Raw genomic sequence first — 22,814 nt, forward strand, 5'->3', positions numbered from 1 at the left:
GCTTCCGGCCTGTGGATGAGCGTGAGAGGCGGCGAAACGAAGCGCTCCGCCGCGAAGGGAGGAACGATGGCTTACTTACGACGCCAAATTGTCCCCTGTGGACCGTCTTCCAGCACGATCCCCATTTCGTTGAGGCGGTCGCGCGCGGCATCCGCCATTCCCCAGTCTTTACTCTGACGCGCATCGTTGCGCTGTTTGATCAACGCTTCGATTTCCGCCACTTCGTCATCATCCGCCTGAGCGCCGCTCTGAAGGAATAGCTCCGGCTCTTGCTCCAGCAGGCCCAGCACTTTCGCCAGCTGTCGCAGCGCGGCGGCCAGACCGTTCGCCGCCGCAGGATCTTCCGCCTTCATCCGGTTGACTTCGCGCGCCATATCAAACAGCACGGAGTAAGCTTCCGGGGTATTGAAGTCGTCGTCCATCGCCTCGCGGAAACGGGCTTCGAAGGTTTCGCCGCCGCTGGCCGCCGCCGATGCGTCCATGCCGCGCAACGCGGTGTATAAGCGCTCCAGCGAGGCGCGGGCCTGCTTGAGGTTCTCCTCGCTGTAGTTCAACTGGCTGCGGTAGTGGCCGGACATCAAAAAGTAGCGAATAGTTTCAGCGTCGTAGTGCGCCAACACATCGCGGACGGTGAAGAAGTTGTTCAGGGATTTGGACATCTTTTCCCGGTCGACCATCACCATGCCGGAGTGCATCCAGAAGTTGACGTATTCGCCGCCGTGAGCGCAGGTGGACTGCGCAATTTCGTTTTCATGGTGCGGGAACATCAGATCCGAACCGCCGCCGTGAATGTCGAAGTGCTCGCCCAGCTGCTTACAGTTCATGGCGGAGCATTCAATATGCCAGCCGGGACGACCGTTACCCCACGGCGACGGCCAACTCGGCTCGCCGGGCTTGGACATCTTCCACAAGACAAAATCCATCGGGTTGCGTTTAACGTCTGCGATTTCAACCCGAGCGCCCGCCTGCAGTTGCTCCAAATCCTGACGGGACAGGATGCCGTAATCCGCATCGGTGTCGACCGCGAACATCACATCGCCGTTTTTCGCCACATAGGCGTGGTCACGTTCCATCAACTGCTGCACCAGCGCAATGATTTCACCGATATGCCGAGTGGCGCGCGGCTCGACGTCCGGCGGTAGAATATTCAAGGCTCTGAAATCGTCATGCATCTCGGCAATCATGCGGTCAGTCAGTTGCTCAATGGTTTCGCCGTTTTTCGCCGCACGCTGAATGATTTTGTCATCAATGTCCGTAATATTGCGGACATACTTCACTTCGTAGCCGAGGTAACGCAGATAACGCGTGACCACATCGAACGCCACGAAAGTCCGCCCGTGACCAATGTGACACAGGTCGTAGACGGTTATCCCGCACACATACATACCGACTTTGTCAGCGTGAATGGGTTTGAATTCCTCTTTTTGACGAGTCAGGGTATTAAAAATCTTTAGCATCGGGGCATTCCATGGTGTTCGCAGGATATGAGCATCACTGTTTGCGTTACGCGTATCAAAGTATGAGTGGCCAGCGTTTCGGGCCCAGGCAGCGTATTGAACCCCGAACCCTGACCTATTGCAAGATCGGTACCATCAGGCGGTGGAAGTTATTTCATCCTGAGAAAAAGATTTTTAACAGAAAAAACAAACGCCCAACCGGCGGTTCGGGCAAGAGTAAGGTGGGAAAATACCCCTTCACACGAAGGGGTTAACGTGTGCTCTCTTGGTATGCTGCGCGGCTTTATCGTTTCAGGCGCGGCGTTCCCGAAGGCGCCTGGCGTCGGAAAAGATGTCGCGCTACCGCCAGCGGGGGTTAGACGCCAGCGAGTAACGACCGCCGCCGAGCAGCAGGATGGCCAGGCCGGCGAAAAAGTATACCGCCATGTTCTCAATGCCCCACGCGCCGGTCTTGTCCAGCGTGAGGGCCGCGGTCAGATCCGTCAGCAGATAAGCGGCCAACATCGTGAGCGTGAAAATGAACGCGGACGGCCGGGTCAGAATACCCAATATCATCAACACCGGGGCGATCACCTCGCCCACATAGACGCCATAACCGACGATGCCGGGCAGCCCATGCGCCATCACCATCGACTGAATGCCGCCAATACCGGCGATCAGCTTATGCACGCCGTGGAACAGCATCATGGCACCGAATGAAACGCGCAGTACCAGCTTACCGAAATCCGGCCTGTCAAAGAGCGAATTGAACCCGTTAAGCATCATGCACCTCCCTTGTGGTCACCTGATTAAGGAGAATGATTATCACGTAATCCGGGGCGTTTTACCGATTGCCGCGTCACGTTTGAAAAATCGTTTCTTCCCCCTGTGGCGACGACGATTGCATGACCTCGATATCCGGTTCCGAATCGTTCCACAAGGAAGAGGCAATAAGGTGCGTCTCGCCGCTGGCCAATGCGTTTCGCCCTCGACGCTGGGCGTTGGCGCCAGGCGGCCTTTGCTGACTCAGACATTCACTTATGTTATAAGAGCGCTCTTGGTGGTTCACCGCCTCTGTAAACCTCTCCTTTATTTTATGTACTATGGCTAAGTAGGAATCATTATTATGATTACGTTTCATACCAACCATGGCGATATCGTCATCAACACTTTCGCGGACAAAGCGCCTGCTACCGTTGAAAACTTTCTGAAATACTGCCGTAGCGGTTTCTACAGCAACACCATTTTTCACCGCGTGATCAATGGTTTTATGATCCAGGGCGGCGGTTTTGCTCCGGGTATGGAACAGAAAATCACCGAAGCGCCGATCAAAAACGAAGCCAACAACGGCCTGAAAAATACCCGCGGCACGCTGGCGATGGCTCGCACCAACGATCCGCACTCCGCCACCGCTCAGTTCTTCATCAACCTGGTGGACAACGACTTCCTGAACTTCCGCTCTGAGCGCCCTGATGGCTGGGGTTACTGCGTCTTCGCCGAAGTCGTAGAAGGCATGGATGTGGTCGACAAAATTAAAGCGGTCGCCACCGGCCGTAGCGGCATGCACCAGGATGTGCCAAAGGAAGATGTCGTTGTGACCAGCGTTACGGTCAGCGAGTAATTTTCTCTGCATGGCGACGCTGTTTATTGGCGATTTGCATCTGAGCGAACAGGAACCGGCTATTACCGCCGGTTTTCTGCGTTTTTTACGCGAAGAAGCGGCTCAGGCCGACGCGCTGTACATCCTGGGCGACCTGTTCGACGCCTGGATTGGCGATGACGATCCGCAGCCGCTGCATCACACCGTCGCCGCCGCGCTGCTGACGCTGCATCATCAGGGCGTGCCCTGCTACTTCGTCCACGGCAACCGGGATTTCCTGATCGGCAAGCGCTTCGCCCGCCAGAGCGGCATGACGCTGCTGCCGGAGGAAAACCGAATTGCGCTATACGGTCGCGAGTATCTGGTGCTGCACGGTGACACGCTGTGCACCGACGACGCCGCCTACCAGCGTTTTCGCCGCCGCGTTCACAACCCGCTGATTCAACGTCTTTTTCTGTGGCTGCCCCTGCGACTCCGGCTACGTATCGCCGCGCGCATGCGCTCCGCCAGCCAGCAGGCCAACCAGATCAAATCGCTTGAGATCATGGACGTCAATCCTCAGCAGGTCATAGACCGGCTGCGTCACTTCCAGGTCAAGACCATGATCCACGGTCATACGCATCGACCAGCGATCCATACGTTGACTGTCGATGGCGAGACCGCTCAACGGGCCGTGCTCGGCGCCTGGCATGAGGAAGGATCGGTCATCAAAGTCACGCCCGACGGTATTTCACTCCACGCATTCCCGCTTTAAGTCCTGTTTTCCACCCGTTTTTTGCGCTAAACCCCGACGTTCATCACGACGCAACCGTTTTCCTCCCTCTGGGGTCATGGTATGCTCTACGCCCTCGTCGCCGGAGCGCCGACTCGGCGGCGATGTGTCTATCACCCTGTGCTCTGACCGGCGTCAGGCACATTCACAGGAGCACTACAGGCATGTCATCCAACGCTGCCCCGGCGAAAATCGCCATCGTGATGGGTTCAAAGAGTGACTGGGCCACCATGCAGTTCGCAGCAGAAATCCTCACCACGCTGAATCTCCCTTTCCACGTTGAAATCGTGTCCGCGCACCGCACGCCGGATAAACTGTTCCGTTTTGCCGAAGCGGCGGCGGATAACGGCTTTGACGTCATCATTGCCGGAGCCGGTGGCGCTGCGCACCTGCCTGGTATGCTGGCCGCCAAAACGCTGGTGCCGGTGCTGGGCGTTCCGGTCCAGAGCGCAGCGCTGAGCGGGGTGGACAGCCTGTACTCCATCGTGCAGATGCCGCGCGGCATTCCGGTGGGGACGCTGGCGATAGGCAAAGCCGGCGCGGCCAATGCCGCCCTGCTCGCCGCACAGATTCTGGCGTTGCATGACCGCGAGCTGGCGACGCGTTTGACGGATTGGCGTCAGCGCCAAACCGACGATGTGCTCCAGCACGCCGATCCGCGGGAGGAAGCATGAAACCGGTCTGTGTATTAGGTAACGGTCAACTGGGACGCATGCTGCGTCAGGCTGGCGAACCGCTGGGCATCGCGGTCTATCCGGTGGGACTGGATGCCGAGCCCGAGTCTATCCCCTACCAGCACAGCGTCATCACCGCAGAAATCGAACGCTGGCCGGAAACCGCCCTCACCCGCCAGCTGGCGACGCAGCCTACATTTATCAATCGCGATATTTTCCCGCGTCTGGCCGATCGTTATACGCAGAAACAGCTGTTGGACGAGCTGCAGCTAGCGACGGCGCCGTGGCAGTTGCTAAGCAGCGCCGACGCCTGGCCCGACATCTTCAGTCGGTTGGGCGAACTGGCCATCGTCAAACGCCGCGTCGGCGGCTACGACGGCCGCGGCCAGTGGCGTCTGCGCCCCGGTGATGAGGCAACGCTGCCCGTGGACTGCTACGGCGAGTGCATCGTCGAGCAGGGAATTAACTTTTCCGGCGAAGTGTCGCTGATCGGCGCGCGCAACGCACTGGGCGAGTGCGTGTTTTATCCGCTGACCCACAATCTGCATCAGGACGGCATTCTGCGCACCAGCGTCGCGTTGCCCCATCCTACATCTGCCTTGCAACGGCAGGCTGAAAAGATGCTGTCCGCCATTTTGCATCATCTGGGCTATGTCGGCGTGATGGCGATGGAGTGCTTTATCGTCGGCGACCAACTGCTGATCAACGAGCTCGCGCCGCGCGTGCATAACAGCGGCCACTGGACCCAGAACGGCGCGTCTATCAGTCAGTTCGAACTGCATTTGCGTGCAATCCTCGATTTGCCGATGCCCGCGCCCGTCGTCAGCACGCCGTCGGTGATGGTCAATCTTATCGGCACTGACGTGAATGCCGACTGGCTGACGCTGCCGCTGACGCATCTGCACTGGTATGAGAAAGCCGTGCGTCCGGGCCGGAAGGTCGGGCATCTGAATCTCAGCGATCCGGACGCCGCGCTCCTCCGCGAAACGCTACAGGCGCTGACGCCGATGCTGCCTTCGGAGTATCAGTCCGGGCTTACGTGGGCGCAACAAAAGCTATCTGCCTGATCTCAGACTGCGCGGATGTCCCCGGAGATCCGCGCGCCGACGCCACGTTTTAACACCGTGCTTGCCTGTCGCCTCGTCAGGGGTGCGTGGCAGGCGACCGGGTTTGCACCCGTGATTTATTTCGCGGGATAATAGCGCCGTCATTCAGGCCATCAGATTGTGACTGAATGCGATGACCGCGTGTTTTCACCGTGGCGCTCACGGAAACTGGTATTTAAGGATGTATTTCCCGCAATGAAGATTTCTCCTCTGTTCATCGGTGTTTTTCCCGGCTTATCGCCGTCACGTGTTGTCCTATCCGCTGCGTCGCCGTCCGCCTGCGAGAAGAATGTCAGCATCACTCGACAATAGCGGTCCTGATGTGACTACCCTCGCACACTTCGCCCGGCCCCACGTTGTGAGCCGGACGTCTGTTTTATATGCATGACTCGCTCAGGAGAGAGTTGTATGAGCTCAATTCAGGAAAGCAGCGCGGTCTTTGACACCGCCTCCACTTGGCGTAAAAGCGATACCGTCTGGATGTTGGGACTGTATGGCACGGCCATCGGCGCCGGGGTGCTGTTTTTGCCCATTAACGCCGGTATAGGCGGTTTGTTGCCGCTCATCATCATGGCGATTATCGCGTTTCCGATGACGCACTATTCGCATCGCGCGCTGTGCCGTTTCGTCCTTTCTGGCAAAGGCGATGCGGAAGACATCACCGAGGTCGTGGAGGAGCATTTCGGCTCCCGGGCCGGTCATCTCATTACCCTGCTGTATTTTTTCGCGATATATCCCATTCTGCTGGTCTACAGCGTGGCGATCACCAATACCGTCGATAGCTTCATCACCCATCAGCTGCACCTGCCGTCGCCCCCGCGCGCGCTGCTCGCGCTGGCGCTGATCTTGTGCCTGATGTTCATCGTGCGTTTTGGGGAAGCCACCATCGTGAAAGCGATGAGTGTACTGGTCTATCCATTCTTGACCGTGCTGTTGCTGCTGGCCTGCTATCTGGTGCCGCATTGGAATCTGTCGGTATTCCAGACGTTGTCGCTATCCGGCACCGTGAATGGCAGCAGCCTGCCCGCGACGCTGTGGCTGGCGATCCCGGTGATGGTGTTTTCGTTTAACCACTCGCCGATTATCTCTTCGTTCGCCGTGGCCAAGCGTAAGGAGTACGGCGATGCGGCGGAGAAGAAGTGCGCGCGTATCCTGTCCTACAGCCATGTGATGATGGTATTGACCGTCATGTTCTTCGTGTTCAGCTGCGTACTGGCGCTGTCGCCGGAAGAGCTGATGGCGGCGAAAACGCAAAATATTTCGATTTTGTCTTATCTGGCGAACCACTTTGACAGCGCGCTTATCGGCTATGCGGCGCCGCTGATCGCGACCGTCGCCATCTCCAAGTCGTTCCTGGGTCACTACCTGGGCGCGGGCGAAGGATTCAACGGACTGGTGGTGAAAACGCTGCGGCGACGCGGCAAAACGCTGGCACCTCGTACGCTGAACCGCATCACCACTGTTTTTATGCTGCTGACCACTTGGGCAGTGGCCACGTGGAATCCCAGCATTTTGGGGATGATTGAAACGCTGGGCGGCCCGATCATCGCCTGCCTGCTGTTTTTAATGCCGATGTATGCGATCCATCGCGTCCCTGCGATGCGGCGCTATAGCGGCCAGCTCAGCAATCTCTTCGTGACGCTGACGGGACTGATTGCGATGACCGCCATTATCTACAGCCTGTGTCAGTAAGCCCCGGCGTGCGGCGTTTCGCGCCGCACGCTGTCCCGTCAGCGTCTCCTCGCCCCGTCACGCCGATAGCGTTTTTGCACAGTCCAGCGCACGCAAAATCTCGCTGTCTCTCGTTGACCAGGATGAGAAAAAGTCCATGTGAAGACTCGCCATGCCCGTCATTCACGCGCCATAATGGTAATGGATAGTAGAAACACTTCAGTAAAATCATTTAACGGAGTGAGAATGAGTCAGGACAAACTCTACATAGACAAAGAGTTGAGTTGGTTATCTTTCAATGAACGCGTACTTCAAGAAGCCGCCGACAAGAATAATCCGCTGATTGAACGTATGCGCTTTCTGGGCATCTACTCCAGCAATTTGGACGAGTTCTACAAGGTACGATTCGCCGACCTCAAACGTCGTATTCTGATTAACGAAGAGCAAGGCTCCGCCAGCGGGCTGCGTCATCTGCTCAGCAAAATTCAGATGCGCGTGCTGAAAACCGATCAGCTGTTCGACAATTTGTATAACGAGCTGCTGCTGGAGATGGCGCGTAACCAGATTTTCCTGGTCAACGAGCGACAGGTGTCGCCCAATCAGCAGGCGTGGCTGCGCGATTACTTCAAACACTATTTGCGCCCGCATATCACCCCGATTCTGCTGCTGCCTGAAACCAATCTGATTCAGTTTTTGAAAGACGATTACACCTATCTGGCCATCGAAATCATTCGCGGCGAGAAGACGGACTACGCGCTGCTGGAAATTCCGTCCGACAAGGTCGCCCGCTTCGTCGATCTGCCGCCGGAAGCACCGCACCGTCGCAAGACCATGATCCTGATCGACAATATTCTGCGCTACTGTCTGGATGATATCTTCTGGGGATTCTTCGATTACGACGCGCTGAACGCATACTCCATGAAGATGACGCGTGATGCCGAGTACGATCTGGTGACGGAAATGGAGTCCAGCCTGTTGGAGTTGATGTCGTCCAGCCTCAAACAGCGGCTGACGGCCAAACCGGTTCGCTTCGTCTATCAGCGAGATATGCCGGATGCGATGGTGGAGTGCCTGCTCAAGAAACTCGATATTACCTCCTATGACTCCGTTATTCCCGGCGGACGCTATCACAACTTCAAAGACTTCATCGGCTTCCCGAACGTGGGCCGCGCCAATCTGGTCAACAAACCGCTGCCACGTCTGCGTCATCTGGGATTCAATCACTTCCGCAACGGCTTTGACGCTATCCGCGAGCGCGATGTGCTGCTGTACTACCCGTACCATACCTTTGAGCATGTGCTGGAAATTCTCCGGCAGGCGTCCTTCGACCCCAGCGTGCTGGCGATTAAAATCAACATCTATCGCGTCGCCAAGGATTCGCGCATCATCAACTCCATGATCCACGCCGCGCACAACGGTAAAAAAGTCACGGTGGTGGTGGAATTGCAGGCGCGTTTCGACGAGGCCGCCAATATTCACTGGGCAAAAAGACTGACGGAAGCGGGCGTTCACGTCATCTTTTCCATTCCCGGTCTGAAAATTCACGCCAAGCTGTTTTTGATCTCGCGACGTGAAGGCGACAACGTGGTGCGCTATGCGCATATCGGGACCGGTAACTTCAACGAAAAAACCGCACGGTTATATACCGACTATTCGCTGCTAACCGCCGACGAACGCATTACCAACGAGGTACGCCGGGTCTTCAACTTTATCGAAAACCCCTACCGGCCGGTGAGTTTCGATCACCTGCTCGTCTCTCCGCAGAACTCTCGCAGCCGTCTTTATGAATTGATTGACCGCGAGATTGCCAACGCGCAGAACGGGCTGGAAGCGAAAATCACCCTGAAGGTGAACAATCTGGTGGACAAAGGTTTGGTCGACCGGTTGTATGCCGCCTCCGGCGCCGGGGTAAAAATGAACCTGTTGGTCCGCGGGATGTGCTCGCTCGTTCCCGATATTCCGGGGATCAGTGATAATATCCGCATCACCAGCATCGTGGACCGCTACCTGGAGCACGATCGGCTGTATGTTTTCCACAACGGCGGCGATCAGAAGGTGTTTCTCTCCTCCGCCGACTGGATGACCCGCAACATCGATTACCGTATCGAAGTCGCAGTGGAAGTCCTGGATCAGACGCTGAAGGCGCGAATCCTCGATATTCTGGAGATTCTATTCAGCGATACAGTCAAAGCCCGCGTGCTGGACAAGGAGTTGAATAATCACTACGTCACCCGAGGCAACCGGCGCAAAGTCCGCGCCCAGAATGCGATCTATGAATATCTTAAGGTCCTTGAGCAACCCAAAGAGTAGGCCACAGCCATGCCTTTAACCGACAATATCGCTGAAAAACCCCAGGAATTCGCCGCCATCGATCTGGGCTCCAACAGTTTTCATATGGTGGTCGCCCGCGTGGTCAATGGCGCGCTTCAAGTGCTTAGCCGCCTGAAACAACGGGTGCATATGGTAGACGGACTCGACAGCCAAAACCGGCTGAGCGAGGAGTCTATCGAACGGGGTCTGAACTGCCTTGCGCTGTTTGCCGAACGCCTGCAGGGATTTCCGGCGGCCAATGTCTCTATCGTCGGCACGCACGCCCTGCGCGAAGCGCACAACGCGCAAGAGTTTTTGCAGCGCGCCGCCAAAATCATCCCCTACCCGATCTCCATTATTTCCGGGCATGAAGAAGCGCGACTGATCTTTATGGGCGTCGAGCACACGCAGCCGGAAAAAGGCCGCAAGCTGGTGATCGATATCGGCGGCGGCTCGACGGAGCTGGTGATCGGCGAAGATTTTGAGCCTAAGCTGGTGGAAAGCCGCCGGATGGGCTGCGTCAGCTTCGCTCAACTGTTTTTCCCCGATGGCGAAATCAACGCCAACAACTTCAAGCGCGCCCGGCTTGCCGCCGCGCAGCAGTTGGAAAACCTGGCCTGGCAATACCGCATCTACGGGTGGGACTATGCGCTGGGCGCATCCGGCACCATTAAGGCGGCCAACGAGATCCTGCTGGCGATGGGCGAGAAAGACGGCCAGATTACGCTGCAGCGGCTTGAGATGCTGCGCGATGAGATCCTGAAGCATAAAAGCGTGAAAGCGCTCAGTCTACCGGGCCTGACGGATGAGCGACAGAACGTACTGGTTCCGGGCCTTGCCATCCTCTGCGGGGTCTTCGACACGCTGGCTATCGATACGCTGAGGTTGTCGGACGGCGCATTGCGCGAAGGCGTGCTGTATGAAATGGAGGGGCGCTTCCGCCATCAGGACATCCGCATCCGTACCGCGAAAAGTCTGGCCAGTCACTACAACATCGACCGCGCACAGGCGCATCGCGTCCGAGAAACGGCGGAACTGCTCTACACCCAGTGGGAGGAACAGAACCCCTCGCTGGTGAATCCACAGCTGGAGGCCATTCTGAAATGGGCGGCCATGCTGTATGAAGTGGGACTCGGCATCAACCACAGCGGTATGCACCGCCACTCCGCTTACATCCTGCAAAACACCAATCTGCCAGGATTTAATCAGGAACAGCAGATGGTGCTGTCGCTACTGGTGCGCTGGCACCGCAAAGCGATAAAAACAGACGAGCTGCCGCGCCTGAATCAGTTCAAAAAGAAACAGTACATGCCGATGATTCTGCTGCTGCGATTGGCGACGCTGCTCAATAACCAGCGTCAGGCCACGACGTCGCCACAAACGCTGCGTCTGGCGACGGACGATCGCACCTGGACCCTGATTTTCCCATTCGGCTATTTCAGTCAAAATACGCTGGTGCAGCTCGATCTGGAAAAAGAGCAGGAGTACTGGCAGGGCATCAGCGACTGGACGTTGTTGATTGAAGAGGAAAAAGAGTCACCGACACAAAATTAGGCCGGGTCAGTTCGGCCTGCGCCCTACTCCTGCTTCACATTGTGAGATTTTTCACATTTGCGCCTGGGGCTAATTTTTTGCCCCAGGCGCATTGACCCCACCGCCAGCTTGTGCCTAAATAAACAACAGCGAATGTCCGCTTTCATCAGGAATCCACCCGGTAATGTCTACGATTACCCACAGGCGAAGAATCATGTTACGTCAGCGACGAAGTAGTACGCGTATAGCCCGTACCGTACTCATGATCAGTCTCATCATTCTGTTAGGCCGTTTTGCTTATTCCGCCGTCGGCGCCTTTCTCTATCACCAGGAAGTTCAGCAGCAAACTCGCGTTGAGCATTCTCTGGACACATCTTCTGTGACGACACCCGCTCAACGAGAATAGTCCCTTAGTCCACACATTCTGCTGTTTTCAGCTATTTTATGATTACCGACTCGCACCGAGGCGGAGGCAACGTATTCGTGTTAAATACGCGACACACGTTCACCGCGTCATCCAGCAAGCAGGAGGTCAATGATGGCAAGTGGTTGGTCAAGTGACGGCTCCGTTCAGGAGCAAATCGACGCCACCGTCGATGATGCTATCGCTCAGGCGCGTAGCCAATTACATCGCGGCGAAAGCGCTGAGTATTGCGAAGAGTGCGGGGACCCCATACCGGAAGCCCGACGTAACGCGCTGCCGGGCGTGCGCTACTGCGTTGCCTGTCAGGCGAAAATCGACAAACAGCGCAGCATCAATGCTGGCTACAACCGCCGCGGCAGTAAAGACAGCCAGCTTCGTTAAGCGTTGGACGCCGCCAGACCACACAGCGTCTTCACGTCGTTATCGCGCGACCAGCACTGACGTTTTGGCATGGCGCACAATCGCCGAGGAGTTGGACCCTAGCAGGTAGGTTTTGACACTCGGACGGCGAGAGCCGACCACGATCAGATCGGCGTGGATCTCCTCGGCCAACTCCAGGACCTCATCACGCGGCGTACCAAAGGTAATACTGTGATCCAGCTGCTCCGCCGGGAGGTCTATTTGGCTCAGTAGCTCGTGCAACTTCTCATCCGCCTTAACCACCGCCTCGTTTTCGAACTCTTTCAAACCAAACGCATAGGCGGAAATATAAGCGGAGACATCCGGTAGAACATGAAACAGATGCAGTTTCGCACCGGATAATTTAGCCAGAAAAGTGGCCTGAGACAGGGCATTCTTGGTCAGCTCTTCTTCATCGATATCGACAGGCACCAAAATGGTCTTATACATAACAGCCCCCTTTGACTGTGTACTTTGACACCTTCAGCGTAGCTCCGTTTTTCGCTCAGATAAATGACGATGTGCAACTTTTGTGAGATAAGAGAGAATTAGTGACCTGATGAAAATATATCTAATATACAGATAGTTATGTTGTTATAGTTTGCTTACCGTGCAAAACCCTTTAAGCTTCCAGCGTTTTCGAGCACTTACGTTTACGAGCACTGCGCCATGTCTGCCCATCAAGATTTATTTTTCCGCCTTTCACGCTCCACTTTTCGCCAGCGCTTCCATCTCGGCCCCAAAGAGCGTGATTATTGTTATAGCAAGGGCAAAACCGTGGTCGCCTCACATGCCGCCGACTTCATCGCGCAACGGCTGGCACCCGCACAGCCTAACAATGACGGAAAACAGACGCCCATGCGTGGACATCCGGTCTTTGTCGCCCAGCATGCCACGGCTACCTGCTGTCGGGGATGTTTGTCCAAATGGCACGGTATTGCCAAACAACGACCGCTGACGCCTGAAGAGCAACGCGACATCGTTGAAGTGATTTTGCAGTGGATTGAGCAAGATTTAGCGGCGATATCGTAGAAAGACACAGGTGGGGGAATCAATGGCGGGTCGAAAGAAACGCGCTAGCTGGTTGATAAGCGCTGCCGTGTCTCCAGGACCGACAGCGTCAAACACCCTCTATCGGTCCGCTTCGCGCAAGGGAGAACGGACCGGATGGCCATTACATACTGACGATATTGACCTGTGCATCTCCTGCCGAAGAGAAGGTCACAAACGTGCAGGACTCACCGGAACTGAAAAACAGCTCAATCACGCCGTAATCAATAAACATATTCATCCATGTAATATCTTTGCTTAGCGTAAAGGTATGCGGTTTTTCAAATTCGATAATGCCTACCGCTTTCCCCGATCGACGAAGGATGTTGCACTCGCGAGTCGCGGGGGTATAAGTCACGACAAAATTCCAATCTGTACCGCCCACTTCGATTTTGATCTCGCTGGCGGTGCTGCTCTGAAAGTCAAAACCGATATAGCCCCGGCCATCAATGACTAATGGCAGCGCGGTATCTCCGCTATCGAGCGTTTCAGTGATTTCTGAAACGATCTCATCCGAGAAGGAGAATACGGGTTTGTTTTCAATGTAGTATTCACTATTCACATAGCGCAGTTTGAGTTTGCGCATCAGCGTCGCAATGCCGATGTTGCTGGCTTTGTCGATGATGGGCTGGGCATCTTTATCCTGCCAGTAGCCCCAGTTCGAAGCCCATCCCAGGCAATACAATCGGTCATGACTTTTGGTTTCATCATACCCAGCGCGCGCGCCGTAAAAATCAGGGCCATTGTCGATAGCGACCGGCGCTGGCGTTTCGATATTGCCGAACACCATTGTGTCGTAGTCCAGCGTCCCGACGTGCATAAACGTCCCTGTCGTCCCTAACGTGCCCCCGTTAGCGCCGAACACCAGCACGGATTTGTTGTATCCCAGATCGCCGCAGCGAATATCCAGCAACGTAGGACACTCAATCAATCCCATGTCTTTGATGACGATACTGTCGACATAGGTAAACGGCGCTTTACCGGTACGGGAACGGTAAATGCCGACCTTGTAGCCTTCAGCGAGATAGATATATACCCAACCATTTTGGATAAACGCAAAAGGATCGCGGTAATTGTCCAGGCGGAGATTATTAGGTTGGACGGGATTGGACTCGCAGGGTGAGAAAGTGTAGCCCTTGTCGTTGGAGTACCACAGGTTAGTGGTCTGCAACCCATCAATATAGCTGGTGACATAGGCTAGCCAGGCCCCCTCGCCATAACCCGCAAGATTATCCAGATCGATGACCACCGAACCGGTAGCGATATCGCCCTGCGGCGTTTTATATTTCGGGATGGCGACCCCGTGATCTTCGAATTTCACCCAGTCTGACGTGGTGAAATGTCGCCATTCCGTGCCATTTCCGCCCCAGGCATAGTCTCCGTTCCAAAGGTAGTAACCGTGCCAGAGAGAGGTATCCACGTCGTAAATAAACGTTTGGATATCGTTCATGAATCCCGGTTCTTCACTGGAAAGGTGAAAACCGTTGCTGAAAACACGTTGCTCAATGACTTCGGACATGGTGGAACCCCTCTCGTTTACTCATAACCCACCTCCGGCATACACGGACGAAGACCTTTTCTAATGTTGCCAGCACAGTCAACTTGGCTAATTCGCTGCGTGGGATGCGGTTGTTTACTGACAGCAAGGCGCGGAGTAAAGCAACCCTGCCCCCTGTCGTCACAGATGTACGCGGCCAAATACCCTGTAACGGATTGGCGGCGTTGATTTTTAGTGCATAGATAAAAGTTGTCATATTGGCTCCATATTGGTTATAGACAAGTAAAACTTACAACATTTTTGCCTTATTACAAGTTTAAATTTAAATGAAAATTTAAATATTTACTTGTAGCATAGGTGAAATGAACGAAAAAAAGCGTCTCACAACAGCATCACGCATCGCGCAACTCCTCACAGAGAAGGGCTGGAACCAGTCTATTCTGGCCCGCAAACTGACGATTTCACCTCAGGCTGTACAAGGCTGGGTATCGGGTAAAACGGCGCCGCGTGGTTCCCATCTGCAAAAGCTGTCACAGGTCAGCGGCTATCCTGAGCATTGGTTTTTTATGTCCCGGGAAGACGACAAAAGCACCGTAATTTGTCCGAATACGTCTCCGGCAGCCCCGCTGAAACGTCCGGAGTGCCAACGTTATCGCGTCGATATGCTCGCTATTCAGGTCAGCGCCGGGAACGGCGTCGTGTCGTCATCAGAGTTTATTGAAACCGTCAAAGCCATTGAGTACACCCATGAGCAGGCACGGATGCTGTTTGGCAACAAGCCCGCCAGCGCCATCAAAATGGTGACGGTCAAAGGCGATAGCATGGCGTCTACCATCGAGCCGGGGGATATGATCTTTGTCGATGTGTCCGTCAACACCTTCGACGGAGATGGGATCTATGTGTTTGTCTTCGGCAACATGCTGTATGTCAAACGGCTGCAAATGCTGAAACATCGGCTGCTGGTCCTGTCCGACAACCCCAAATATCAGTCCTGGCACATCGAGGATGGGGAGCAAGATGAATTTCACGTCATTGCGAAAGTGCTGCTCAGTCAGTCCGTCAATTTCAAACGTTTTGGTTAAGCCGCATTCCAGAATCGCAGGCGGCCTGTCGAAAGAGATGCCCCAACCGTACGTCGCCACGACATGGCATAAAACCTTCGGCACTTTCGTCCTGCCCATCTCCGTCCGCCTGCCCCACTCATAACACGCCAAAACGGCAGTGCATTCCGGCGCTACGTTGTTTAATACCAATCTGACGGAGTGGCGCCGTATAAGGTTACGCGGTTAATGAAGCGGATGGGCTAATCCATGCTCAATAGCACGGCGCAATGACATGATAAGAAAGGGGAACAAAACTTGGGGGATGCATAGCGTAGGATAACGCAAAAAGAAAAGGGGCTGCTATTTAGCAACCCCTTGAAATGGATGGCGGAGGAGTAGAGATTCGAACTCTAGAACGGTTTCCCGTCGCCGGTTTTCAAGACCGGTGCCTTCAACCACTCGGCCACTCCTCCGCAACGAGGCGAACTATAAACAGACCGCCTGATATTGTAAAGCGACAACCGGTTCGATTGCCTTAAAAATAGGCTGATAGCGATTAAATGGGTGCAAAAACATCATTTCGCTCACTCTTTCTTCTGTATTCGCCCGTGAATGCAAGTAAAGAAGGGTAAAATGCCTTTAATCACACAGCGTGACTACCTACTCTAGGCATGAAATAAAGACCCCTTAAAGAGAGAGTCGCCATTATGGATCGCATTGTTACCTCAACATCACGTGAACAGTCGCTGCTTAGCACTCACAAAGTGCTGCGCAATACCTATTTCCTTTTGTCGCTGACGCTGGGATTTTCCGCCGTCACCGCAACGCTCAGCACCGTCTTCAACCTCCCTGCTCCCGGTCTTCTGCTAATGCTGGCGGGATTCTATGGTCTGATGTTCCTGACCTATAAACTGGCAAACAGCCCGGCGGGGATTCTGGCTGTTTTCGCACTGACGGGTTTTATGGGATATACCCTGGGCCCGATGCTGAGTACGCTCATCGCGTCCGGCGCAGGCGACATCATCATGCTGGCCCTGGGCGGCACCGCGCTGGTGTTCTTCTGCTGCTCCGCATACGTACTGACCACGCGTAAGGACATGTCGTTCCTGTCCGGAATGATGATCACTGGTTTCGTCGTGCTGCTGGTCGCCACTATCGCCAACCTGTTCCTGCACATTCCCGCGCTGCAGATGGCGATCAGCGTGATGTTTATTCTGTTCTCCGCCGGCGCTATTTTGTGGGAAACCAGCAACATCATTCACGGTGGTGAAACCAACTACATCCGCGCCACGGTCAGCCTGTACGTTTCCATCTACAACGTATTCGTCAGCCTGTTGAGCTTGCTAGGTATGAGCCGCAGCAATTAACGCTGAGTGTTTACCCATCTCGTTAAAGCCCCACTCCAGTGGGGCTTTTTGTTTCTGCCCCCCCTTCCCTGAACCAAAAATTTGGTAGACTAGACGCGTTTTAACGTCATTCCGAGGTGTTATGTTTACGTTTGAAGGCCGCGTCATCGAGACAGACGCGCAGGGTTATTTGAAAAACAGTCAGGACTGGCAGGAAGAGATGGCGCCGCTGCTGGCGGAACAAGAGGCAATCATACTCACGGAAGCGCATTGGGAAGTGCTGCGCTTTGTGCGGGCGTTTTATCTGGAATTCAACACCTCACCCGCGATCCGCATGCTGGTCAAAGCCATGGCGCAGAAATACGGCGAGGAAAAAGGAAATAGCCGCTACCTTTATCGCTTATTCCCTAAAGGCCCCGCCAAACAGGCCACTAAAATCGCAGGATTGCCGAAACCGGTGAAGTGCATCTGAATTCAATAGCGAATGTCGAACGCGCGGTAATCGGTATTGCCGTGCGGCTCGGTCAGCACCCGATCGACGCGAGCGTATTTCGGTCCGCCTTGCCTTACCCATTCGAGTATCTTTTCCACCGCTTCTGATTCGCCGCAGGCCACCAGCTCGACGCTGCCGTCGTCACAGTTTCTGACGTAGCCGGTCAGCCCTAACATTTGGGCCTGCGCCTGCGTATGAAAACGAAATCCGACCCCTTGTACTACGCCGTAAACGTAGACTTTCACCGCCTTCTGAGACATTCACATTCCTCAATTTCATATTCACGCTTCGCCATATGCTCAAACATTATCGGAAGTAGGCATGCCGCAAAGAGACAAAACGCCTGCCCACCGCGCTTGAAATCGCCGTTGGCATACCCATTTATAGTAAGTCAAATTCGTCGCTCGGGAGGTTATATGATTATCTGTAAATTTGGCATCGGACAGCAGATTCGTCATAAGCTGCTGGGATTTACCGGCGTCGTGGTCGACATCGATCCTGAGTATTCGCTGGAAAAACCCGCCTGGGAAGAGCTTGCCGCCGCCGAGGCGCAGCGTACGGCGCCGTGGTACCACGTAGTGATGGAAGATGAAGAAGGCCAGCCGGTTCATACCTATCTGGCGGAAGAGCAGTTGCAGCAGGATGAGCATGTCGGCACGGAATCGGACTCGCCGTTGGATGAGCTAGCGGCCCGCATCAAAAGTCGAGCCCCTCAACTCCTGCACTAATCTTCTCACTCACTGCCAGCCTTATCACTTAGCCGCGAAGTCATAAGGCCCGGCAGACTATTTCTCCAGTCCCAATCGTGGGATTTCGATTTTCGGGCAGCGGTCCATGATGACTTTTAATCCAGCGTCGCTCGCCAGCACCGCGGCCTCTTCGTTAATCACGCCTAACTGCAGCCACAGTACCTTGGCGCCAATGGCAATGGCGTCTTGCGCCACCCCGAACGCCGCCTCCGGCTGGCGAAAGACATCCACCATATCCACCGGCCGGGGAATATCCTGCAGCGAGGCATAGGCCGTTCGTCCCAACAGCTTCTGCCCGGCGAGTTTGGGGCTCACCGGAATGACGTCGTATCCCTGCCCCAGCAAATAGGCCATGACGCCATAGCTAGGCCGCGTACTTTTCTCGCTGGCACCCACGAGTGCGATGGTCTTGACGGAGCTGAGCACCGATTGAATCTCAACATCGTTTAACATCATGCTACCCCTCATTAATCAAAGACGATGGTTTCAGTGTATCTCATGCCGCGCGTTGGCTGAGCGTCTCATGAAATATCATTTTCCGCCGGGTCAACAAAGCGCTATTCTTCGCCGTCTTTTTAAACGAAACACAAACTGCCCGAGGTTTCGCGGCTGAAATTTTGACACAGGCTGCGCCTTATTAAACAATGTTGCCGTTGCCGTATATTCTGGGGAAATGATGAAATTCAAGTTTGCCTTTATCTGCCTGTCACTGGCCATGAGCGCAACGCCTGCGATGGCCACGACGTTGAAACTCGGCCCCGATGTCGAGCTGATTGTCGTAGATGGCAGAAAGGTTCCCGCCTCACTGTTAAAAGGCGCGGGCAGTTTGGAATTGAACGGAGGCGACCACCAACTCCTGTTCCGGGTGAGCAAAACGATCGATGTGCGTAAAGGCGTGAAAGACGTTTTCCACAGCAACGGGCTGATCGCCACATTTAATACCCACAATCAAGGTGCGATAACGATCCACCTGCCGGATCTGTCCACGCCAAAGTTACGTAAACAGTTCAAACAAAAAGCGCATTATCAGCTGGTGGGCGATAAGAATCAGCCCATTCCCGCGACGACCGACCGGATAACGCTGACCGATGCCGATCTGAACGGCGATATCGAGAAAAAAATGGTCGACTACAATAGCGCAGCCCACCCGGCTTCGGTCCCGTCGCTGACCACCCTGCCGCCCTCGCAGCCGGTGACACAGCCTGCCAATGAGGGCAATGCCGAGCCGCTGACGCCCGCTGCGGATAAGACCGACCCGTTTATTCTGATGCAGTATTGGTTCCAAAAGGCCGACCAGAAAACCCGACAGCGTTTTCTTCAATGGGCCGCGAGCAAAAACGGCCAATAATCGCCCTTCGCGCCAGGACGTTGAAAACGATCCCAACGCTCCACGCAGGCATTCACCTTTTTCTGTTTTCCATTAAACATTCATTTTGTCACCTGACAAACGCACAGTGCTAAGGACGTCATCATGGAGCTCAAGCTCACCACCCGTAGAATCGAAGCGCATAAGCACATTGCGCTGGTCGCGCACGATCACTGCAAAGAGTCGCTGCTGGAATGGATCGCCGCCAACAAGCCCAAGCTCGCAGGACACCACCTTTATGCGACGGGAACGACCGGTAACCTGATTGAACTCCACACCGGATTGCCGGTTAAAAGCATGATGAGTGGCCCAATGGGCGGCGATCAGCAGGTTGGAGCGCTAATCGCGGAGAGTAAGATCGACATGATGATATTCTTCTGGGATCCGCTGAATGCCGTACCGCACGACCCGGATGTGAAGGCGCTGCTGCGTTTGGCCACCGTCTGGAATATCCCAGTCGCCACCAACCGCTCGACGGCCGATTTCCTGGTGAACTCCGATATGTTCACTCAGCCCGTCGACATCGCCATCCCCGACTATCAGCGCTACTTGCAGGCCCGCCTGAGATAAATATCACGCGGGCCGTGGCTGGCCCGCGTTCATCCCCAAAACCCCCTCATCGACTCACCTGCCGTCACATCAGGCTCGATGATGGCGAGTGTTTCGAATGCGCTAACTCGCCTTGCGCTGCTTGGGCACACCTAACCGATGCAGCTGTTCGACGAAGATCGAGGGTTCATCTTTGCTGAACAGCAACCAGACCTGATGTTTCGCGCGGGTCAGCGCCACGTAAAGCAGACGCCGCTCTTCGGCATCGGGGAAATCTTCCGGCGTCGGCAACAGTACGTCTTCCAGCATCGACTCTCGTCCCGGCGCGGGAAAACCGTCTTTGCCCGCCTGCAACCCGACGATGATCACAAAGTCAGCCTGCTGCCCTTTGCTGGCGTGGATGGTCATGAAGTCGATATTCAGTTTAGGCCAACGGGTCGCCGCCTTTTGTAGCGCCTCGGGCCGCAGATGGTGATAACGCGCGAGCACCAGAATGCGCTCTTCGGGTTTCACATATCCGCTCATTTTATCCAGTAGGCCTTCCAACTGCTCGTCCGGCAGCAACACCACCGACTTTTTGTTCCCGTCGCGCAGACTGTTGAGCGCTTTTTTCAGCTGGCTTGGATTCTGCTGAATGAATTGGCTAGCGATCTCGCCAATACGTCGGTTGAAGCGGTAAGTCGTGTCCAGCACGCACTGCGCCCCGACGCCAAAATGGTGCTCAAACGCCGTCGTCAGCGCCAGTTCCGCGCCGCTGAAACGATAGATGGCCTGCCAGTCATCTCCGACCGCGAACAGACTGGTTTCGCGATTTTGCCGCCGCAGCGCAGACAACAGCCGCGCTCGCTGGGGCGAGATATCCTGAAATTCATCGACCAAAATATGCTTCCACGGACTGATGAAGCGCCCTTTATCCAGCAAATTAACGGCCTGATGGATTAAGCCCGAGAAGTCGACCGCGCCTTCCTCTTTCAACGCTTTTTTCCAGGCCTTCAACAGAGGGGCCATCAGCCTGATGCGCTGTTGAAATACCGCACGCCGATCATCATCCGCCAGCTCCACCATTTCGCTCTGCGTACCGCCGTGCGAACGCATCAACCCCAGCCAGCGTTCAAGACGACCTGACAGTCGGGAGGACAGCGATTTATCCCGCCAGAAGTCGCCTTCGGGCACATCCCACTCAAGTTCATCAGTCAGCCACTGCCGCCACCCTTTGGCCTGCGCTTTCTTATCGTTGCACTGCTTCTGCCACTCTTTGATCAGGAAGTGACGGCGATGCTCGGTGTCGGTTTCCAGTTTACTGATGGTGGGCACACTGCGACTGCAGCTCTGAATGATATGCAGCGCCAGCGCATGGAAGGTTTTAGCCTTGATGTCGCGGGTATTGAGGCGGCTCTCAATACGCTCGTTCATCTCTTCCGCCGCCTGTCGACCAAAGGCCAGCAGCAAAATCTGGTCCGGCGTCGCATCGCCGCGATAGAGCAGCCACGCGGCCCGCGCCACCAGCACCGACGTTTTACCGCTGCCCGCGCCAGCCAGTACCAGTACGGCATCCTCGCCATTGACCACGGCCTGACATTGGGAAGGGTTCAGAGGAGAACTTTCTACGTTGGCGAAAAAGTGCTGCTGCGCGTCGAGCGTCTGTGCCGTCCAGTGCTGGTTCGCTTTTTCACGTTGCGGCTCTCCCGCCTCCAGCCACTGCAGGCAGCGTAAATAGTGATCCCGACAGTTGTCGAATTCGCTCAGTCTCTCCAACGGCAACGGCAGAGCGGAAAACGCCTCGCGAATGTCCTGCTGCAACTGCGCCAGCTCTTTACGCCCAAACCAGCGGTCACGCGTTTCCAGACGGTGAATCGCGTCGATTTGGCGCGTCAGCACTTCGGCGCTGACCTGGCTCATTTCGTCGCTCCACCCCTGCCAGGCTTTCATGACATAGTGAAAGAACTGCTGAGTCTCCTGCCATTCAGTGCCGTGAAGACGCACCACCTTGTGATCCGGCAGTTCGAATTCCAGTTCGCCCCAAATCAGCCCTTTTTTGCAGCGGATCGCCAGCAGTTGATTGAACGGGATCAGGTATTCGTGTTTGTCGCCGCTGACGTTGACGCCGGCATTGAGCAATCTGACCCGGTTATAAGGGTGCTGCGCCAGATGCTTGCCCATCGAGGTTGATTTAAGTTCCATAATCTCCGCGCCATACCTTGTGAGATCTTGTCGTTTAATCGCTAGTTTAACTGCTATGCCGTCGCACGCTCTAGCCATAAAAACGGGTTAGGATATCGTTGCCAATAATGTGATAATTCTTTCTTCATCATAGAGTTTGATTCAAAACACCAGTCCTGGAGAAACTATGCGCACCGTGCTCAACATTCTGAATTTTGTCCTGGGCGGATTTTTCACCACGTTAGCCTGGCTCCTGGCAACCTGCGTCAGCATCCTATTGATATTTACGCTTCCCCTGACCCGCTCCTGCTGGGAAATCACCAAGCTATCGCTGCTGCCCTACGGTAATGAAGCCGTACACGTCGACGAGTTGCGCCCTGCCGAAAAAAACCCTTTACTGAATGTAGGCGGCACGCTGTTGAATGTCTTTTGGGTGATTTTTTTCGGCTGGTGGCTGTGTCTTTCACACATCACCTGCGGGATTGCGCAGTGTCTAACCGTTATCGGCATTCCGGTCGGCATCGCCAACTTCAAAATTGCAGCCATTGCACTCTGGCCGGTTGGTCGCCGCGTGGTCTCCGTGGAAGAAGCTCGAGCCGCGCGGGAAGCCAATGCCCGACGCCGTTTTCAGTAAT

The 22,814-nt window shown here is 55.1% G+C and carries 24 protein-coding genes and 1 tRNA gene; 17 read left to right on the forward strand and 8 right to left on the reverse strand.

Translation table 11 applies throughout. From position 1 onward, the window contains the following. Nucleotides 1-71 precede the first annotated feature (71 nt). Entirely contained in the window at nt 72-1,457 is a 1,386-nt protein-coding gene (cysS, locus tag CKQ53_RS17455) for a cysteine--tRNA ligase (RefSeq protein ID WP_094109405.1), read from the reverse strand. A gap of 339 nt (nt 1,458-1,796) precedes the next feature. Further along, a complete protein-coding gene (locus CKQ53_RS17460; RefSeq protein ID WP_094109406.1) occupies nt 1,797-2,219 on the reverse strand; it encodes a DoxX family protein in 423 nt (140 codons plus the stop codon). Nucleotides 2,220-2,562: 343 nt separating this feature from the next. Between CKQ53_RS17460 and ppiB the strand changes: the two genes are divergently transcribed. The 9 genes from ppiB to CKQ53_RS17505 all read left to right on the forward strand — a co-directional run bounded on the left by ppiB (nt 2,563) and on the right by CKQ53_RS17505 (nt 11,907). Beyond that, nucleotides 2,563-3,057 carry a peptidylprolyl isomerase B gene (ppiB, locus tag CKQ53_RS17465; RefSeq protein ID WP_094101932.1) on the forward strand — a complete coding sequence of 165 codons (495 nt, stop codon included), beginning with the start codon at nt 2,563-2,565 and terminating at the stop codon, nt 3,055-3,057. A gap of 10 nt (nt 3,058-3,067) precedes the next feature. Further along, a complete protein-coding gene (lpxH, locus tag CKQ53_RS17470; protein ID WP_094117355.1) occupies nt 3,068-3,790 on the forward strand; it encodes a UDP-2,3-diacylglucosamine diphosphatase in 723 nt (240 codons plus the stop codon). A 182-nt stretch (nt 3,791-3,972) separates the two neighbouring features. Then, nucleotides 3,973-4,482 carry a 5-(carboxyamino)imidazole ribonucleotide mutase gene (gene purE, locus CKQ53_RS17475; protein WP_094101930.1) on the forward strand — a complete coding sequence of 170 codons (510 nt, stop codon included), beginning with the start codon at nt 3,973-3,975 and terminating at the stop codon, nt 4,480-4,482. After that, nucleotides 4,479-5,549 (forward strand): 5-(carboxyamino)imidazole ribonucleotide synthase, encoded by a 1,071-nt coding sequence (gene purK, locus CKQ53_RS17480; RefSeq protein ID WP_118895239.1) that lies wholly within the window; start codon nt 4,479-4,481, stop codon nt 5,547-5,549. The genes purE and purK overlap by 4 nt, the downstream gene beginning before the upstream one ends. 447 nt (nt 5,550-5,996) lie before the next feature. Then, nucleotides 5,997-7,280 (forward strand): HAAAP family serine/threonine permease, encoded by a 1,284-nt coding sequence (locus CKQ53_RS17485; protein ID WP_118895241.1) that lies wholly within the window; start codon nt 5,997-5,999, stop codon nt 7,278-7,280. 225 nt (nt 7,281-7,505) lie between these two features. Then, the gene (gene ppk1, locus CKQ53_RS17490) at nt 7,506-9,569 is read left to right on the forward strand and encodes a polyphosphate kinase 1 (protein ID WP_085652761.1); all 2,064 of its coding nucleotides are present in this window, start codon (nt 7,506-7,508) and stop codon (nt 9,567-9,569) included. Between the two features lie 9 nt (nt 9,570-9,578). Beyond that, nucleotides 9,579-11,123, forward strand: coding sequence for an exopolyphosphatase (ppx, locus tag CKQ53_RS17495; RefSeq protein WP_118895243.1), 1,545 nt, complete (start codon nt 9,579-9,581; stop codon nt 11,121-11,123). A 193-nt stretch (nt 11,124-11,316) separates the two neighbouring features. Continuing rightward, nucleotides 11,317-11,508 (forward strand): YfgG family protein, encoded by a 192-nt coding sequence (locus CKQ53_RS17500; RefSeq protein ID WP_244200976.1) that lies wholly within the window; start codon nt 11,317-11,319, stop codon nt 11,506-11,508. A 132-nt stretch (nt 11,509-11,640) separates the two neighbouring features. Further along, nucleotides 11,641-11,907: a DksA/TraR family C4-type zinc finger protein gene (locus tag CKQ53_RS17505; protein WP_094117354.1), complete on the forward strand. Its 267-nt coding sequence runs from the start codon at nt 11,641-11,643 to the stop codon at nt 11,905-11,907. A gap of 39 nt (nt 11,908-11,946) precedes the next feature. Here CKQ53_RS17505 and CKQ53_RS17510 read toward each other — a convergent pair whose 3' ends face one another. After that, nucleotides 11,947-12,375: a universal stress protein gene (locus CKQ53_RS17510; protein ID WP_085652545.1), complete on the reverse strand. Its 429-nt coding sequence runs from the start codon at nt 12,373-12,375 to the stop codon at nt 11,947-11,949. Between the two features lie 219 nt (nt 12,376-12,594). Between CKQ53_RS17510 and CKQ53_RS17515 the strand changes: the two genes are divergently transcribed. Beyond that, entirely contained in the window at nt 12,595-12,957 is a 363-nt protein-coding gene (locus tag CKQ53_RS17515) for a DUF4186 domain-containing protein (RefSeq protein WP_085652546.1), read from the forward strand. Nucleotides 12,958-13,099: 142 nt separating this feature from the next. On the opposite strand, the gene CKQ53_RS17520 is transcribed toward CKQ53_RS17515, so the two are convergent. Continuing rightward, nucleotides 13,100-14,494 (reverse strand): glycoside hydrolase family 32 protein, encoded by a 1,395-nt coding sequence (locus CKQ53_RS17520; protein WP_094117353.1) that lies wholly within the window; start codon nt 14,492-14,494, stop codon nt 13,100-13,102. A 341-nt stretch (nt 14,495-14,835) separates the two neighbouring features. On the opposite strand from CKQ53_RS17520, the gene CKQ53_RS17525 reads away from it, so the two are divergent. After that, nucleotides 14,836-15,555, forward strand: a complete 720-nt coding sequence (locus CKQ53_RS17525) for a S24 family peptidase (RefSeq protein WP_085652549.1) — start codon at nt 14,836-14,838, stop codon at nt 15,553-15,555. Between the two features lie 346 nt (nt 15,556-15,901). On the opposite strand, the gene CKQ53_RS17530 is transcribed toward CKQ53_RS17525, so the two are convergent. Continuing rightward, nucleotides 15,902-15,989, reverse strand: a tRNA-Ser gene (locus CKQ53_RS17530). Between the two features lie 234 nt (nt 15,990-16,223). On the opposite strand from CKQ53_RS17530, the gene yccA reads away from it, so the two are divergent. Further along, nucleotides 16,224-16,883 (forward strand): FtsH protease modulator YccA, encoded by a 660-nt coding sequence (gene yccA / locus CKQ53_RS17535; RefSeq protein ID WP_085652550.1) that lies wholly within the window; start codon nt 16,224-16,226, stop codon nt 16,881-16,883. Nucleotides 16,884-17,004: 121 nt separating this feature from the next. Then, the gene (gene tusE, locus CKQ53_RS17540; RefSeq protein ID WP_085652551.1) at nt 17,005-17,334 is read left to right on the forward strand and encodes a sulfurtransferase TusE; all 330 of its coding nucleotides are present in this window, start codon (nt 17,005-17,007) and stop codon (nt 17,332-17,334) included. Between the two features lie 2 nt (nt 17,335-17,336). On the opposite strand, the gene yccX is transcribed toward tusE, so the two are convergent. Continuing rightward, nucleotides 17,337-17,615 carry an acylphosphatase gene (yccX, locus tag CKQ53_RS17545; RefSeq protein WP_085652552.1) on the reverse strand — a complete coding sequence of 93 codons (279 nt, stop codon included), beginning with the start codon at nt 17,613-17,615 and terminating at the stop codon, nt 17,337-17,339. A gap of 156 nt (nt 17,616-17,771) precedes the next feature. Here yccX and hspQ point away from each other — a divergent pair, with 156 nt between their 5' ends. Beyond that, nucleotides 17,772-18,083 (forward strand): heat shock protein HspQ, encoded by a 312-nt coding sequence (gene hspQ / locus CKQ53_RS17550; RefSeq protein WP_094117352.1) that lies wholly within the window; start codon nt 17,772-17,774, stop codon nt 18,081-18,083. A 57-nt stretch (nt 18,084-18,140) separates the two neighbouring features. On the opposite strand, the gene CKQ53_RS17555 is transcribed toward hspQ, so the two are convergent. Then, nucleotides 18,141-18,557, reverse strand: a complete 417-nt coding sequence (locus tag CKQ53_RS17555) for a CoA-binding protein (protein ID WP_085652578.1) — start codon at nt 18,555-18,557, stop codon at nt 18,141-18,143. 220 nt (nt 18,558-18,777) lie between these two features. Between CKQ53_RS17555 and CKQ53_RS17560 the strand changes: the two genes are divergently transcribed. Then, a complete protein-coding gene (locus tag CKQ53_RS17560) occupies nt 18,778-19,452 on the forward strand; it encodes a DUF2057 family protein (RefSeq protein ID WP_085652554.1) in 675 nt (224 codons plus the stop codon). Nucleotides 19,453-19,575: 123 nt separating this feature from the next. Beyond that, a complete protein-coding gene (locus tag CKQ53_RS17565) occupies nt 19,576-20,040 on the forward strand; it encodes a methylglyoxal synthase (RefSeq protein WP_085652555.1) in 465 nt (154 codons plus the stop codon). Nucleotides 20,041-20,142: 102 nt separating this feature from the next. Here CKQ53_RS17565 and helD read toward each other — a convergent pair whose 3' ends face one another. Then, the gene (gene helD, locus CKQ53_RS17570) at nt 20,143-22,200 is read right to left on the reverse strand and encodes a DNA helicase IV (protein WP_094117351.1); all 2,058 of its coding nucleotides are present in this window, start codon (nt 22,198-22,200) and stop codon (nt 20,143-20,145) included. Between the two features lie 166 nt (nt 22,201-22,366). On the opposite strand from helD, the gene CKQ53_RS17575 reads away from it, so the two are divergent. Next, the gene (locus tag CKQ53_RS17575; RefSeq protein ID WP_094117350.1) at nt 22,367-22,813 is read left to right on the forward strand and encodes a YccF domain-containing protein; all 447 of its coding nucleotides are present in this window, start codon (nt 22,367-22,369) and stop codon (nt 22,811-22,813) included. The last annotated feature ends 1 nt before the right edge of the window (nt 22,814 follow it).

Source organism: Lonsdalea britannica (assembly GCF_003515985.1).
GTDB classification, from domain to species: Bacteria; Pseudomonadota; Gammaproteobacteria; order Enterobacterales; family Enterobacteriaceae; genus Lonsdalea; species Lonsdalea britannica.